Raw genomic sequence first — 16036 nt, 5'->3', positions numbered from 1 at the left:
ACCTCAAAAGGGTTGGTTTAGTTACCTCGGATTAGGTTTCAGCCCTCCGATATCAATAGCCGCCTGCGGGATCTGCAGCACTTTCCTTTCGTCGTCCTCTTCCAGCGTGATCGTGCTTCCATCCTGCAACACGTGTGTCACCGGGATCTTGAAACGTTTTAAGTCAAACCATTTCAAACCTTCGTGCATGAACTCCTTGGTGCGTTCACTGTAGATGTATTCCAGCGTAATGGCCCGGTCGAAGCTGCTGCTGCTACCGGCGCCGTAATATTGTCTTAGCCTCTGGATGGTGAGTGTAGGGACAGTGGTACCGTTGGGCCTGTAACGTTTGGTAGCCAGGTACTGAAGGTCAGCGATCGCCTGGCTCACCCGGTTTTGGTTCACGTAACATTCGGCCCTGTTCAGCAACACCTCTTCGCCCCTGAAGGCCAGGGCAATGGTGTAGTTCAGCCCTACGTTAGAGGTGAGGCTGGAGCGCTCGAACAGGAACTCGAATTTGGTGGCGGAGAGTCCGTTCTCCCCAGCAACCCATGCCGGATCCTGCCGCTCGTCTGTAAGGCCCCAGGGATTACTTTCGTAGATCTCCGAATACAGGTCGCGCGACGGCCAGTGGCCCAGGTTGGGCAAGTGGAAATTAGACACCTGCCTGATCAGTAAAAGATTGCTGTTGTCATTGGGAGAGTGATACAACCTGATGTAGTCTTCGGTGTTGATCCTTTGCTGCAGCAGTGCCGGAATGTCTTTTACGTAAATGCTGGGATCGGCGCCGAGCAGCTCGTTGCTGTACTTCAGGCAATTGGTGTAGTCAGCCTTGAACAGGTAGAAACGTGAAGCGAATGCCAGCGCCGCGTTGCGGGTGAAATGGTATTTACCGGAGTTGGCGTAATAGCTGTCGTCAACAAGGTTCAGGCCTTCCAGCAGGTCGTCTTCTATTTCGTCATACACGTCTTCTACGTTGAGGCGCGTATATTTTTTGATGAATTCCGTCTCGGGTTCTTTCACGTAAGGGATGCCGAGGTCGTCGTCTGCAGTCTGGCGGTTGAAATGTTTGGCGAAAAGATTCACCAGCATAAAATGTCCGTACGCGCGGGTGAGCAGCGCTTCTGCTTTTACAGCGTCTTTCCGTGCCTGGTCACCGGGCAGGTTGTCGATCACGGCCAGCACCTCGTTGGAGTGGGCAATGGCATCGTAGGTCGAGGTCCAGAAGTTGCTCGGTGTATCCTGGTTGATGCCGGTAAAATCCTGCCAGTTGAAAGCCTGGTTGTGCTCTACAAGCTTGGTGGTGCCAAAGGTGAAGGCAACGTTGTCGCTCATCCATTCGGTGAATGAATAGCTGGCGCTGGAGTATGCGTTGGTCAGCAACTGTGCCGCTTTGGTCACATTGTTCAGTTCCACGCGGTTATCCGGATTCTCTTCCAGATAATCACCACATCCGGCAAAAGCCACCAGTCCAATGATTACGAAGACTGTCTTTACGTCCCTCCTGAAGAGGGACCCGTTTTTCCTCCGGAAAAACGAGGGAGTTATGACCTTATCTTTCATCACCTCTTAAAATCCTATGGTTATTGCTGTTGTGATCAAACGGGGTTGTGGCAGCGCAACGCCTCCTGCCTGGAAAAACTCAGGGTCTTGCCCGTTCAGTTTTTTATCTGAATAGAGCAGGGCGAGGTTCTGTGCCTCAACGGTGATTGACGCGTTGGTAGCGCGGATCTTCTTCGCCCATGCGCCCGGAAGACCATATGCCAGCCGCACGGACTTGAGCCTCACGTAAGTACCATCAGCGATCCTTGCAGTACTCTTGTTATACAGATCGTAGGCGCTCTGGTAATCAGGGTTCTCGGTTGTGAGCACCCGCTGGTCGAGGATCACCGGTATGGTTGTATACCGTTCGTCGCCAGGCACCATCCAGCGGTTCACAAAACTTCTCGACAGTGAGCTGAAGTCTGTATACCGCGGGCTGAACGCATCGTCGAGCCTGATCTTGTAATCGAATTTGTACGAGAGGAATACGTTCAGGGTAAATCCTTTATAGCTGAAAGTGTTGTTCAGGCCACCGGCGCCCCGTGGCTCGGCCGGGCCTTCATATTTGAGGATATCCCTGAGGTTGTCCCGGTCCTGCAGATCGTAGTTGTATACTACTTCTCCTGTGCCATCATAGAAGGTGGGGATCCCGCGGGCATCGAGGCCGGCGAAGCGTGTGGAGAACAGGCCTCTTCTCGGACCTCCCAGTATCGCGGCACCACCCTGTACGATGGCGTCGCCGAGGCGGGGGTTGAAATCGAGCCGTGTGATCCTGTCGCGGTTGTAACCAACGTTGAAGCTGGTGCTCCAGGTGAAATCTTTCAACTTCACGTTTACGGTGTTGATGGCAAATTCAAACCCTTCTGTTTTCATGTCGGCATAGTTGCCGTATTTGTAAGCATTGCCACCCACGCCGCTGGTCTGCAGCAAACCGATGAGATCGAAACAATTTCTCCTGTAAAAATCGAGGGTACCAGAGACCCTGTTGCCGAAGATGCCGTAGTCGATACCGGCGTTGAACTCGTTCAGCTTTTCCCAGGTAAGGTTTGAGTTCTCGAGGTCCTGGATATAGAGGTACGACTCTACATCGGTAGGCCTTAACGTGACACCTGAGCGCAGGTTGAGCAGCGCGCTGGTGTTGGGACCGAGGTTGGCGGTTAGGCCGTAGGTAGCTCTCACCTTGAGATAATCGAGCCACGACAGGCTGATGAACGATTCTTTGTCTATGTTCCAGGCACCGCTCACGTTCCAGGTGGGCAGGTAGCGGGCCGTTTTACTTTTTCCGAGGCGGTTCGAGCCGTCATAGCGTACCGTTCCATTGAAGACGTATTTCTCATTGAAGGAATAGGCTCCGTTCAGGAACAGACCCGCAAAACGTTCGCGGTCCGTGCCGATGGCGTAAGTTCTGATACCCTGGCGGTTGAGGAAGTCGATCATGGCCGGATCGATGTTCACGATGCCACCGTTCTCATACACCACGCCGATGCCGTCAACCCTGCGGCCGAAACGGTTGGTGAACTTGATCTCCTGGCCCGCCAGCACGTTGATGCTGTGCACGCTGTTGAGGGTGTGTGACCATTCGAGACTGTTGCGGATGTAATAGTTTTTCAGCTCGTCTTCATTCACATTGTTGAAACCTCCTTCGGGAAGCACCACCTTGGGTTGCGAGCCCGGATCGTCCGGATCGCGGAACAGCAGCGGGTTGGCATCCTGGATGTACTGCGTATCATCTGCCCGGTAAGCTTCGGCCTGGTTCGAATATTCATGGATCACGTGCTCCCGACGCGTGGTGGCATAGCGGCCCTGCAGTGTGCTTCTGAACGTGAGGTTCTCCAGGATATTGAAGTTGAGATCGGCCTGGGTGGCGATGTCGGCCACCGTGATGTTGATGTAGTTCAGCTGCAGCTCGCGCAGGATGTTGAACGGCGCATAGTTACGCCTGAAGTATTCAAGGTTGCCATTGCTGTCGTACGGGCGTATGGAACGACTCGTGTTCAGCGCATAGCTGAGCGGATTGATATCGAAGTCCCTTCTGAACCTTCCGGTGATCGGATCGAAATCGCGGTTCTGTGTGCCGGGCACTTTCTGATCCCTGAAGTTGGCCGTGAGCTTGAGGTCGAGGTGGAATTTTTTCGAAAAGATAAAGCTGTTCTTGGCGGTGCCGGCATACCGTTTCACATTGTCGGCAATGGTCTGGCCGTTGTCGTGCAGGTAGCTGAGCGAGTAGTAGCTGTTGTGTTTTTCCGTACCCGAGGTGAGGCTCACCGCATGTTGCTGCTGCAGTGACATATCATTGAAGAGCACATCGAACCAGTCTGTATTGGCGGTCTCATACTGATTGAGGAATTGTTCGTTCAGCCCGCCGTTCGGTCCCCACGGGATCTGGTGGTCGGAGATCAGCGAGAACATCTTGCCCATGGCGCCGTAATTCTGCGCGCGTACCGAAGTGGTGATGTCGATCAATCCTTTCTCGTACATCTCCCGGTATACCGACATCTCGTCTACGGAGTTCATGATGTCAAACCGTTTGTAGGTAGGGCGCAGGTTAAAAGAAAAGTTGCCGGAATAGTTCACTTTGGTCACACCGCTCTTGCCACGTTTGGTGGTGATCACGATTACGCCGTTTTTGGCGCGGGTTCCATACAACGCGGTGGCAGAAGCGTCTTTCAGCACCTGGAATGATTCAATATCGTCGGGGTTGAGGCCTGCGATGGATGATGCCGTGAGCGTGTTGGCATTGCCGGTGATGATATCGTCTGCGCTCACTGCACTCAGGTCTTCGAGGATCACACCATCGATCACCATGAGCGGCTGGGTGTCGCCATTGATGGAGGTATTGCCACGGATGCGGATCTTCGGTGTTGTGCCGAAAGTACCCGACACGTTGTCTACGGTGACGCCAGCCACGCGGCCTTCCAGCATCCGGCCCGCATCAGACATACCGGGACTCCTGATCTCGCTCATTTTCACATTGGCCGATGAGCCCGTGAACAGCTTGCGCTCAACTTCCTGGAAGCCGGTGACCACCACTTCTTCCAGCACCTTGGAATCTTCTTCCAGCACAATGGAGAGTGATGTTTGGTTCGTGAGCACAACCTCCTGTGTTTTGTAACCCACAAAGGAGATCACGAGCGCGGCGCCAGGATCGGCCTCGATGGTGAACCTTCCGTCAACATCGGTAATGCTGCCCAGCGTGGTGTTCTTCACCACAACGTTTACACCCGGCAGACCGTCAGGGGCTGTGAGTGATGTTATCCTGCCGGACACCTGCCGGCTTTGCGCCAGGGTAACGGAGTAAAAAAGAACTATTAAAAAGGTCAGTAAAGGTCTCCTCATAGGCCAGAATCCAAGTAAGCTAAAGATAAATATTTAGAAAGAAAGAACAAGAAACCACATGGTAACTTCCGGGTTAAATTGAACTTTAAGCTGTCAGGCGATGGTTGGGGTACGAGGTACGGTTTGTGCTTCGCACTGTCTACGATCTGGAGCTACGTACCTCGTAATTCGTACCTTCTGTCTGTCCTGAATCAAAACGTTTGCAGTTCTAAGATTATATAATTTATGATGAAATAAAAGCAATTGAGACGAGCAACCGGTTTATACCCCTGATTGCGTTAAAAATGTCCATCAGTTGGTTGGTGTTGAGTAAAGTATAGCAATGGGCCCGTACGTGGCACTGTGGTGTGCTAACGATACTGTACAGATACAGATTTACCGGGCAAACACCGGATGAAGATGGGATGAATACTGAATGAAGATGGGATGAATACTGAATGAAGATGGGATGAATGTCTGTATAAGGTCTCTATAAGGACTGTATAAGGTCTTTATAAAGTCTGCACAAGATCGCTAAAAGATCTGTGTAGGGCCTGGGATTTTTTGTGGTATTGAATTGATATCCAGGTACTTTATGAAGCATAAGGTACAAAAAGAATTCCGTAAAGCCCGCTGGTATTGGGGAAATTTCCTGCCTTAAAAATTCTCTCCTCGCGCGGAAGTTTCTTCCGTGCGCCTTTAAAAACCTCGTTCGATAGCAAAGCCTCCGTTGGGGAACTTAGTTCCCGCCACCCGAACGCCTTAAGTTGATTCAGCATCCGAAAATTTGCTGCTATTAAATCAAAAAAATTGAAATAGTTTTGACCTTATGTGCTATCACAAATCCCTCTTTGCAACCTATGACGACCTGATGGAGCATTATGCGGCTTCGTTCGAGTCCATTACAGAAGAGCTGGAGATCATCAAAGAACGGTTCAGCATCCTGATGTCGAAGGATGTGAAAACGAGCCCCTTCACAAAAGAGGAGTCCGAAGAGCTGAAGTGGTGTGAACGATCGCTGAAAAGCTTTACGGGCAATGCCTATGAAAGATTTCACGAGAACGGCTACGAATACCTGCCTGCTCCCGTGATCACCGCCGGGGCGCCCGAAACGTTCAAGCTGTTCCGGTGGGGACTGATCCCCTTCAACATCGCCGACAGGACAACAGCCTACGCACTGCGGCAGAAGACGCTGAACTGTATCGCTGAAGAAATGTACGAGAAGCCAGCCTACATGCAGGCAGCAAAAAACGGGCAGCGGTGCCTGATCCCCATCTCCGGATTTTATGAGTGGCGATGGCTCGATCCCAATGGCAACAACAAGATCCCGTACTTTATCTCCCATCGCGAACGTTCACTGCTCTCCCTGGCAGGCATCTACAGTCGCTGGAAAGATCAGAGCACAGGGCAATACTATTATTCGTATTCTGTGCTCACCACCAAAGCCAACCCGATGATGGAGTACGTTCACAACATGAAGAAGCGTATGCCGGTGGTCATTCCCCGGGAGTATGAGAAGGACTGGCTCAGTCGCAATCTGTCGAAAGATGATGTGCTGGCGTTATGTCAGCCCGTACAGAACGATCTGCTGAAGGCGCACACCGTATCGAAGCTGATCACCTCGAAGAAAGTGGAGACGAATGTGAGGGATGCGCTTCGGTTCCATGAGTATGATGGGGTTGTGAGGGCAGAGCTTTGAGGTGGTTGCCGGTTGCCTGTTGCCGGTTTAAGACGTGCGCGGACTACACGATGCGTCTGCATATCAACGTGATGTGTAACACGTCAAATGACGCAGCACCCGCACCAACTGGCTACCGGCAACTGGCAACTGGTAACCATTTTGGTCGCGTGCGCACGATATTATCCGCAGGCGAACGCCAGGTATAGGCTCAAGTTGAATAGGGCGCAGATTCAACCGCTTTTAATGTGGCACCAATCTTGACATAGTGCCCGCACCGAAACCGGTAAATTATACCTATCTATATCTTAAGACCGACGATGATCTTCAATTATTTCAAAATCGCCTGGAGAGGCCTGCGGAACAATACAATCTTTTCTGTTATCAACATCACTGGGCTCGCCGCCGGCGCAGGCGTGGTGATGCTGATAGGCATGTGGATCTACGATGAATTGCATTTTAACCGGTATCACAAGAATTACGAACACATAGCCCAGGTGATGCGGCATTCCACCAGCAACGACGAGATCAGCACCCGCGAGTCAATGCCCATACCACTGCGTGATGCGCTTGGAAACAAGTACCAGGATGAATTCAAACACATTGTTCTGGCAACGCCAGTGGCAGATCACATTTTAGCGTTCGCCGATCAGAAGTTTACGGTGAAGGGACGGTTTATGGAGCCTGCAACGCCCGAGATGCTTTCCTTCGAAATGTTGAGAGGATCCTCCGCCGGCCTGAAAAACCTTTCGTCGATCATGCTTTCAGAGTCGTTATCGAAAACGCTTTTCAGCGACAGGGACCCAGTCGGCAAAACACTGATGATCGATAATAAAATGGAGGCCATCGTTACGGGAGTCTACAAGGACCTGCCTTACAATTCACGGTTCAGGGACCTCGCGTTCGTTGCGCCATGGCAGCTCCATCTTTCAAACAACGAATCGGCACAGAAAGCCCAGCAGAATTGGGGAAGAAACTCGTTTGAGATCTACGTGGAAATTGCTGGCAACGCCCAGATTGCAAGCATCAATGACAAGATCCGCAATATCGTACGCGACCACACAGACCCCAAGCTGGCGGAGATGAGGAAGCCCGAAGTGTTCCTGTATCCCATGAGCCGCTGGCATCTGCACTCTGAGTGGAAAAATGGCGTGAACGTCGGCGGGCGTATTCAGTTTGTTTGGTTCTTCGGGACCATCGCTGGTTTTGTGTTGTTGCTGGCCTGCATCAATTTTATGAACCTGAGCACGGCCCGTTCTGAGAAGCGTGCCAAAGAGGTGGGCATCCGCAAGGTAGTCGGCTCAGCCAGAAGCCAGCTGATGAAACAGTTTTTCAGCGAATCGATCCTGCTGGCCACGATTGGTTTTGTTTTCGCGTTGATCCTGGTGGAATTCACGTTACCATTCTTCAACGAGTTGGCCGATAAGCGGATGAGCCTGATGTGGTCAGAGCCGTGGTTCTGGATTACTGGATTGGGCTTTACGTTGTTCACGGGGCTGATCGCGGGAAGTTATCCTGCATTATACCTGTCATCATTCCGTCCTATCAAAGTGCTGAGGGGAACTGTGCACCTGGGACGTTTTGCTGCCACTCCCCGGAAGGCGCTGGTGATTTTGCAATTCACGGTTTCCACATCGCTGATCATCGGAACCATGGTTGTTCATAACCAGATCCAGTTTGCCAAAGATCGCCCTGTAGGTTACAACCGCGATGGCTTGTTGATCATTCCGATGTCGACACCCGAAACGCATAAGCACTACGAGTCGATCCGGAGCGAGTTACTTGAAACAGGGGTAGTGATAGACGTTGCAGCATCGCAGAATCCTACGACAGAAGTGTGGGATACGAGGAATGGTTTTATTTGGTCGGGCGATGATTCGAACCGCGAGACCAGGTTTGCAACCATGGCCGTAACACACGAATATGGAAAAACCGTAGGCTGGAAATTCAGTGCAGGCAGGGATTTCTCCAAAGACTTCTCAACTGATCTTTCCACGAGCCTGGTTTTGAATGCGGCGGCTGCCAAAGAGATGGGGTTTGAAAATCCGATCGGTCAAAGCGTGTGGTGGGGTGGGGGAGGTGATGAGCTGAAGATCATAGGTGTGATCGACGATATGCTCATGACTTCACCGTATGATCCCGTTGAGCCCACGATCTTTTACCTGAACTACGACAACGCGAACTTTATCAATGTAAAGATCGATCCCGCAGCAGGTGCGCATGATGCCCTCGCCAGGATCGGTAACGTATTCAAAAAATATAATCCTTCCGCGCCCTTCGATTATAAGTTTGCTGAGCAGGAGTATGCGCTGAAATTTGCCGGCGAAGAACGGATCGGTAAGCTTACCAACGTTTTCACAGCCCTGGCGATCTTTATCAGCTGCCTGGGCATTTTTGGCCTGGCCTCTTTTATCGCTGAACAGCGCACGCGCGAGATCGGCATCCGGAAAATTTTAGGAGCCTCCGTATTCAGCCTGTGGAAACTGTTGTCGCGCGACTTCGTATGGCTGGTGCTGATCTCATGCCTGATAGCCATACCGGTATCCAATTATCTGCTCGGCCAGTGGCTGCTCAAATATCAATACAGAACTGAGATGGGTTGGTGGATCTTCGCTATTGCCAGCGCCGGCGCGTTGACCATTACACTGTTAACGGTGAGCTTCCAGGCAATAAAAGCTGCGGTGGTTCATCCTGCCAGGAGTTTGAAGGTGGAATAGTCCAGTTGCCGGTTGCCAGTTGCCGGTTTCGGACGAGCACTGATTACACGATGTGGTTTTGAACTTCAGTCCCTTCAAAATGGGAAGATAATCACGAATGTATACTTGTCTATACCTAACAGCGTGTTGAAAGGAGTTATTTAGGTATTAGTGGTATACGCTTTATTACATGATAGCCATAACGTTGTGTCGTATCATTTTCCGAAAAGTAATAGCATCAATATGACAAAGTAATCTAAGGACGCTTGATGAAAAGCTTTAATACGGGCCCTCGTTTCTGATATGATCCTTTTGTTAAAATTTACCTTCTTTTAGCGCAGACGTAGAAATTATTACCTCGTTAAAAAACAGTAGCCATAGTGTTGTAACTTTTATTTCAATAAAAAACACAACACTATGAAAACAAAAAAACTACTCTTTATCGCCGGTGCAGCGATGATGTTAACTGGCCATCTTTACGCGCAGAATACTGATTATGGAACCGGTGCAGGTAATGCAGGCAATTTTAACACATCTATTGGTTATCAGGCTGGTGACGTTGTAACTGGAACTAACAATACGTTCGTAGGCCATGAGGCGGGAAAGGCTAATACCACAGGATTCGCCAATTCATTCATTGGATTTAGGGCTGGTTTGAAAAATACTACGGGATCAAATAATACCTTTTTTGGGTCTTCAACCGGTATGGAGAACACGACCGGGCAGAACAATTCTGCATTTGGTTCTGCTGCCGGCGTATCGAATACAACAGGGATCGAAAACGCCTTTTTTGGATTTTCTACCGGTACTTTGAATCAAACCGGCAATTGGAATGCATTTTTTGGGATGAGAGCGGGGTTTTTGAATATATCTGGGTCCTATAATGTATTTCTGGGGCGCTATGCTGGTTTTAATAATAATGGAGATGGAAATGTGTTCATTGGTAACGAATCTGGCTACAATGAGACCTCAGCCAATAATCGGCTAATTATCAACAATGGCCCGTCATCCGTTAATCCTTTAGTCTACGGTAATTTCAGCACGGGGCAGTTGGGTATTGGTACAAGTACGCTTGGTACTTATGCATTAAGTGTAAACGGAGATGCTTTTGCTACAGGATTATGGGTAAGTTCAGATAAACGTTTTAAAAAGAATGAACAACGCATTACGCATGCGCTCGAAAAGATCAATAGCGTACAAGGAGTTAATTATGAGTTCAACAAAGAAGTCACGGCTTCGCGGAAAGTGGCAGATGGGATTCAAGCTGGGTTTATAGCGCAGGACCTGCAAAAGGTATTTCCGGAACTGGTCCACGAGGACGGACAGGGATATTTGGCAGTCAATTATCAAGGCATGATCCCGGTACTCCTGGAAGCGATCAAGGACCTGTCTAAAGAAGTGGATGCGTTAAAATCTGAACTATCCGTAAAAGGAGAATTGTCATCATTGAGGCAGGTCGGTACCGTGTTACAGCAGAATCATCCCAACCCGTTCAATCAGAGTACCCGAATTGAATATGAGTTTCCGGAAGGCTCACAGGGCACACTTTACATATTTGATCTGCAGGGCCGCCAGATAAGCTCTTATCCGCGTCTTAGCCCAGGCAGGGGCGAACTAACCATCGAAGGTAGCACGTTACAGCCGGGCCTTTATTATTACAGCCTTGTAGTAGACGGAAAACAGGTGGACACTAAATCTTTGATGCTTACTAGATAATTCTTGGAACGTGTAGTTGCTTGAAAGACACCGAACTAACCGGCCAACCGGCAACCGGCAACCGGCAACAAAAAAGAGAGGCCGCCTTTCGACAGCCTCTCTTTCTCTATAATCACTGATCTTCTTACGCAAGCTCCCTCAGATCCACCGGCACAACTCTCGAGATGCCTTTCTCCACCATGGTGATACCGTAGATCACGTCGGTAGAAGACATCGTACGCTTGTTGTGGGTCACGATCACGAACTGGCTGTCTTTGCTGAAGTTGCGGATGATGTTATTGAACTTGTCGATGTTGGCATCGTCGAGTGGCGCATCCACCTCATCAAAGATACAGAACGGTGCAGGTTTCAACAGATACATGGAGAAGAGCAGGGCCGTGGCCGTGAGCGTCTTTTCCCCTCCTGAAAGCTGGTTGATGGTCAGCGGACGTTTTCCTTTAGGCTTCGCGATGATGTCGATATCGGAATCAAGCGGTTTGCTTGGATCGGTAAGCTTCAGGTCGCATTCGTCGCCTTCGGTGAACAGCGAGCGGAATACGCGGATGAAGTGTTCCTTGATCTTGTTGAAAGCATCCAGGAATGTCTCGCTGGCCACACCCTCGATCTCGCTGATGGTATTGTAAAGTGACTCCTTCGCTTTCAGCAGGTCTTCTTTCTGCGCGAGGATAAAGTCGTTGCGTTGTTTGATCTCCGTATAAGCTTCCATGGCCATGGGATTGATGGGGCCCATGTTGTCGAGCTTCTCACGGATCTTCTTCACGTCGCTCAGCAGCTTGTCCTCGTCGAGTTTGGCGAGGGCTTCAGATTCTTCCGGTGAGCTCTGGCCCATAACGGAGTCGAGGTCCACATTGAACTCAACAGACAACCTTTCTTTCACGGAGTTGAGCTGCAGCTTGCTTTCGTTGAGGGAGTTCTGAAGCTCCATCAGCAGGCTGTCGATGCTCTGGCGGGTATGCGATACTTCGCGCAGCTCTTTCTCCACCGTGTCGATGGTGCCGCGTGATTCGTAGTATTCTTTTTCTGCTTCGCTGAGGCCTTTTTCCATTTCCTCCTTCTCCTCGTACATGCCCAGCAGCTCGTCGTCGTTGGTCTCGGTGCTGTCAGCGATCTTCCTGATCTCCTGCTCGTTTTTGGTGAGCTCTTCTTCGTTCGCCTGCACGCGCTGGCTGCTCTGGTCCATGGACTCCTGCTTGAAGCGGATCTCCTGGTCGATGCTCTTCACGCGGTTCTCCTGCTGGTGGAAGAAGATATTCTGCTCGTTGAAGGCCGCTGATTTCTGGCTCAGCAGCTCGCTGTTGGAGGCCAGCCTTTCCGTGAGGGCTGAAAGTTTGTTCTCTGCTTCCTGGAAATCGTGCTGCGCTTTCTGCGCTTTCGGTTTCAGGTCGTCAAGCTCTTTCAGCAGCGTGTCGATCTTTTCGAGGATATCTTCGCGGCGCAGGTCGGCGTTGCTGAGCATTTGCGAGAACTGCTCGCGTTTGGTGCGCACAGAAACGTATTCTTCATTTACCTGGCGGATGGTGTTCTGCAGCGCTTCGATCTCGTGGCGCAGCTTGTTGTTGCGCAGCTTCTCCAGGTCGCCCTGCTTTTCTACCAGGCTGATCCGGATCTCGTCGAGCTTTACAGTAAGCTCTTTGATCTCTTTCTCGAGCTTCTCGAGGTTCTTCGCGCGGCCGATCTTCTTACCTTCGAACAACCCTACGGAACCACCGGAGATGCTGAACTTGCGGCGTGTGAGCTTGCCGCTCTTGGTGATGAAGGTATTCTCGTCGGTAGCGGGTATGTTCTTGATGTCGCCTTCATAGATATAAACGCGATCGAGAATATACGTCATCAGCTTGCGGTACTTCGGATCGAACTCGATGATCTGCGTGGCCGGGAAAGCGTTGGAATAGATGCGAGACGAGCTCGATTCGAATTTTTCGAAAGCATCCAGGATAAAGAAGTGCGCTTTTCCCTTGGAAGCATCGCTGAGGATGTTGATGGCCTCGTACGCTTCCGATTCGTGTTCAACGATATAGTAGTTAAGGTAGGGCTCGAGGTAGTTCTCGATGGCCACCCGGTATTCTTCTGATGTGGTGAGGATGTCTGAGAGGAGCGGCGCATTCTTGGCCACTTTCTTTTTGAGGAACTTGATGGCCTCGGGAAATCCTTCCAGGTTCTCTACCAGTGATTTGGTGAGGTTGTATTCGTTCTGGCGCGCATCCAGCTTGCGGCTGGTCACGTTCATCTCCTCGCGGATCATGTCGATGGTCTTCTCCAGCGACAGGGTACGGTTCTGCGCTTCCTCTTCGGCCTTCTTCAGGTTTTCGAGCTCTTCGGTCCTGGTGTTGACGTCTTCTTGTAACACTACCAGCTTCTTTTCAAACTCCATGAGGCTGGCGCTCTGCTGGCTGGTGTCGGTGGCGGTGCGTTCGAGCTCTTGCTTGAACGACGACACCTGGATCTCGCGGATCTCCACGCCCTTGTTGATCTGGAAGCTTTCTTCCTGGCGCTCGCGCTGCACCTGACGCAGGCCATCAGACTCTGCCTGCAGCGAAGTGGTCTTCAGCTTCTGCTCTTCGTATTCCGCTTTCAGGTGGTCGAGCTTCTGGTTGATCTCGTTGAGAATGTCCTGGGCGGAAGCTTTCTCAGCTTCAAGGCTCTGGATGCTGAAGCGTGCGCGTTCGTTGCTTTTCTTGTCTTGTTCGATCTGCTCGCGCAGGCCGTTGGCACGGTCGTTCAGGTATTTCAGCCTTTCGTTCTTGATCTGCTTTTCGCTTTCGTAAGCACGGATCTTCGAGACGAATTCGTTGATGGCCTTCTGCCGTGACGACAGTGTTTTCTCTTTAAGGATGAGCTCGGCTTTTGCTTTTTCGATGGCAGCTTCCTTTTCTGCGATGCCCGAAGTAAGCGCAAGCTTGCGGTCGTTCTCGGCTTCAATGCGCTGGCTGATGGTATTGAACTTGTCTTTCTGCTTGTTCACCACCACCTTGGCCAAGTTGATGCTTTTCTCCTTGTAGTCTTCTTTGATCTTGTAGTAGTTCTCGGTCTGCTTGGCCTGCTTCTCGAGACTTTTCATGTTCTTTTCGATCTCGAAGAGCAGGTCCTCCACGCGCTCCAGGTCGGCGTCGGTATCTTCAAGCTTCTTGAGTGTTTCCTTCTTGCGTTTCTTGAATTTCGAAATGCCGGCCGCTTCCTCGAACAACGTTCTGCGGCTGTTGTCACGGTCGTTGAGCAGGTCGTCAACCATGCCGAGCTCGATGATGGCGTAGCTGTTGGAGGCAACACCGGTATCCATGAACAGGTTGGTGATATCCTTGAGACGGCACACCACGCCATTCAGCAGGTATTCGCTTTCACCCGAGCGGTAGAGACGGCGCGTGATGGTGATCTGTGAATATTCTGTTGGAAGGATGTTCTTGGTGTTATTTATGGTCAGCGCTACTTCGGCCATCTGCTGAGGCGAACGCTGGCTGGTGCCATTAAAAATGACGTTCTCCATCTTCTCCGATCGCAAGGCACTGGTCTTCTGCTCACCCAATACCCAGCGGATGGAATCAACAACGTTTGACTTCCCGCAGCCATTGGGCCCGACAATTCCTGTGATCCCCTCGTCAAAATTGATAACAACTTTGTCGGCAAAACTCTTGAAGCCTTTAATCTCCAGTTTCGCTAATTGCATGCTCTTAAGTGGTTGTAGTGGTTAAAAAGTTCTCTGTGAATGTGCCCGCCCTCCGATCCCGTGAAGCACGGAATCTTGCGAGATTCCCGGCTACTTTCTAGAGATAAGTCGGCAAAGATAAGTCACTGCCTCCGGCAATTCAAAATAAAAATCCGGGATTCCGAAACTTGGTGGAAAATCGGCGATAGAATCCAGGAAATAGCGTTTTTCAATTATTTTACTAATTTTGTTTAATGGAACTTCAGCATTGGATATACCTGATCATAGGCATCATCTATCTGGTGAGCAGGGCTTTAAAGAAGTCGCAGGGGCAGCAGCCCTCTGATGTTCCGGACTACAAGCCTGACCGTCAGGTCAATTACGATTCAACGCCACCGCCAAAACCGGTTAATCAGCCCAAGGCGTTAACCTTTGAGGAATTGTTGCGGGAGATCACGGAGGCAAAGCAACCCAAACCACCTGTTTTTGAGCCCGCCCAGCTGAAGCCGACACCTGCCTATGTCGATTATGATGATCAGGTAGGAGAGGAGGAGCAGGACCTGGAAGATGTCAATTACAACTATCGCAAGAAAGACAGGTTGTATGCTGACTATGAAGAAGCAAAACGCCAGGCTTTCTTACGTCCTTCGCTGGAAGAGACGATGAACATCAAAGATACGAAGGTTGAGTTCGGTAAGTTCAAGGTCTTTGAACAAGTGCAGCAACGCAATTTATTGGAAGAATACACAAAAGATTTTCAGGATCCTGAGGGATTCAAGAAAGCGGTCGTCATGAGCGAGATCCTGAATAGAAAGTTTTCGTACTGAAAAACTTATTTTTTAAACTAAATATTACCTGAAACAGAGTAAGGTACTTTTTAAAGGCGGCATGCTGTCAGCAGTGTCCATATTTGGATGATAACCGGTTACTATATTTTTTAATTGGATATCTATCAGCATGCCTGAATAGGATCATGGCGTCAATGTTAACATACCAACTACCAATGGCATCTTGCGTTCGTAAGAGACTTTTTCTACTGGCTGCATTTTTTCTTCTATGGGGCGCAGCGAGGAGTCAGACGATTAATTATAAGAGTTCAACAATGAACATTGACATAACTGTTTTGAATCCCTGCGACGGGTCTTCAAACGGTTCTGTTATTTTTAAAGTAAATGCTGCGAATGGTGGCGTGGCTACATTGGCCTTTGTTTTTGACGGAACGGATGAGTCCACAAGTTTCCCCGTAGCAAGCATTCCTGTTGGAAATTCTTTTACTTATAACCCAGGAACTTCGATAAGCGGTAACTATGATTTCTTTATCTCAGACAATGCGTCAGTAATTCGAACACCGCGCTACGGTGGCAGTTACCCAAGATTTCCATTGGTTAATCTACCAACAATTACCTCTATTACCACAGGTACCACTGACTTATTCAACGAGTCCTGCTCCCCCTTGTCAGGTCAAATAGA

At 50.1% G+C, this 16036-nt stretch carries 7 protein-coding genes; 4 read left to right on the top strand and 3 right to left on the bottom strand.

Annotated features, from left to right (window positions below; translation table 11 throughout):
- Positions 1-21: 21 nt before the first annotated feature.
- Together KK083_RS13175 and KK083_RS13170 are read right to left on the bottom strand one after the other, a co-directional pair.
- Positions 22-1446, bottom strand: a complete 1425-nt coding sequence (locus KK083_RS13175) for a RagB/SusD family nutrient uptake outer membrane protein (protein WP_254163707.1) — start codon at positions 1444-1446, stop codon at positions 22-24.
- A 102-nt stretch (positions 1447-1548) separates the two neighbouring features.
- Positions 1549-4857 carry a SusC/RagA family TonB-linked outer membrane protein gene (locus KK083_RS13170; protein ID WP_254163706.1) on the bottom strand — a complete coding sequence of 1103 codons (3309 nt, stop codon included), beginning with the start codon at positions 4855-4857 and terminating at the stop codon, positions 1549-1551.
- Positions 4858-5665: 808 nt separating this feature from the next.
- Here KK083_RS13170 and KK083_RS13165 point away from each other — a divergent pair.
- The 3 genes from KK083_RS13165 to KK083_RS13155 all read left to right on the top strand — a co-directional run bounded on the left by KK083_RS13165 (position 5666) and on the right by KK083_RS13155 (position 10926).
- Positions 5666-6535: an SOS response-associated peptidase gene (locus tag KK083_RS13165; protein WP_254163705.1), complete on the top strand. Its 870-nt coding sequence runs from the start codon at positions 5666-5668 to the stop codon at positions 6533-6535.
- A 299-nt stretch (positions 6536-6834) separates the two neighbouring features.
- Positions 6835-9231 carry an ABC transporter permease gene (locus KK083_RS13160; protein WP_254163704.1) on the top strand — a complete coding sequence of 799 codons (2397 nt, stop codon included), beginning with the start codon at positions 6835-6837 and terminating at the stop codon, positions 9229-9231.
- Between the two features lie 396 nt (positions 9232-9627).
- Positions 9628-10926, top strand: coding sequence for a tail fiber domain-containing protein (locus KK083_RS13155; protein WP_254163703.1), 1299 nt, complete (start codon positions 9628-9630; stop codon positions 10924-10926).
- 124 nt (positions 10927-11050) lie between these two features.
- Here KK083_RS13155 and smc read toward each other — a convergent pair whose 3' ends face one another.
- Positions 11051-14587: a chromosome segregation protein SMC gene (gene smc, locus KK083_RS13150; protein ID WP_254163702.1), complete on the bottom strand. Its 3537-nt coding sequence runs from the start codon at positions 14585-14587 to the stop codon at positions 11051-11053.
- A gap of 233 nt (positions 14588-14820) precedes the next feature.
- Here smc and KK083_RS13145 point away from each other — a divergent pair, with 233 nt between their 5' ends.
- Positions 14821-15393: a hypothetical protein gene (locus tag KK083_RS13145; protein ID WP_254163701.1), complete on the top strand. Its 573-nt coding sequence runs from the start codon at positions 14821-14823 to the stop codon at positions 15391-15393.
- Positions 15394-16036: the final 643 nt, after the last annotated feature.

The sequence above is a fragment of the Chryseosolibacter histidinae genome (genome assembly GCF_018598225.1).
Taxonomy (GTDB): Bacteria; Bacteroidota; Bacteroidia; order Cytophagales; family Cyclobacteriaceae; genus Chryseosolibacter; species Chryseosolibacter histidini.
Note: the sequence above shows the minus strand (reverse complement) of the source record. Positions and strands in the feature narration are given on the sequence as shown.

Excerpts from the sequence above, each read along its gene's own strand:
- KK083_RS13170 (WP_254163706.1), bottom strand. The coding sequence starts at position 4,857 with ATGAGGAGACCTTTACTGACCTTTTTAATAGTTCTTTTTTACTCCGTT.
- KK083_RS13165 (WP_254163705.1), top strand. The coding sequence starts at position 5,666 with ATGTGCTATCACAAATCCCTCTTTGCAACCTATGACGACCTGATGGAG.
- KK083_RS13160 (WP_254163704.1), top strand. The coding sequence starts at position 6,835 with ATGATCTTCAATTATTTCAAAATCGCCTGGAGAGGCCTGCGGAACAAT.
- KK083_RS13155 (WP_254163703.1), top strand. The coding sequence starts at position 9,628 with ATGAAAACAAAAAAACTACTCTTTATCGCCGGTGCAGCGATGATGTTA.
- smc (WP_254163702.1), bottom strand. The coding sequence starts at position 14,587 with ATGCAATTAGCGAAACTGGAGATTAAAGGCTTCAAGAGTTTTGCCGAC.
- KK083_RS13145 (WP_254163701.1), top strand. The coding sequence starts at position 14,821 with ATGGAACTTCAGCATTGGATATACCTGATCATAGGCATCATCTATCTG.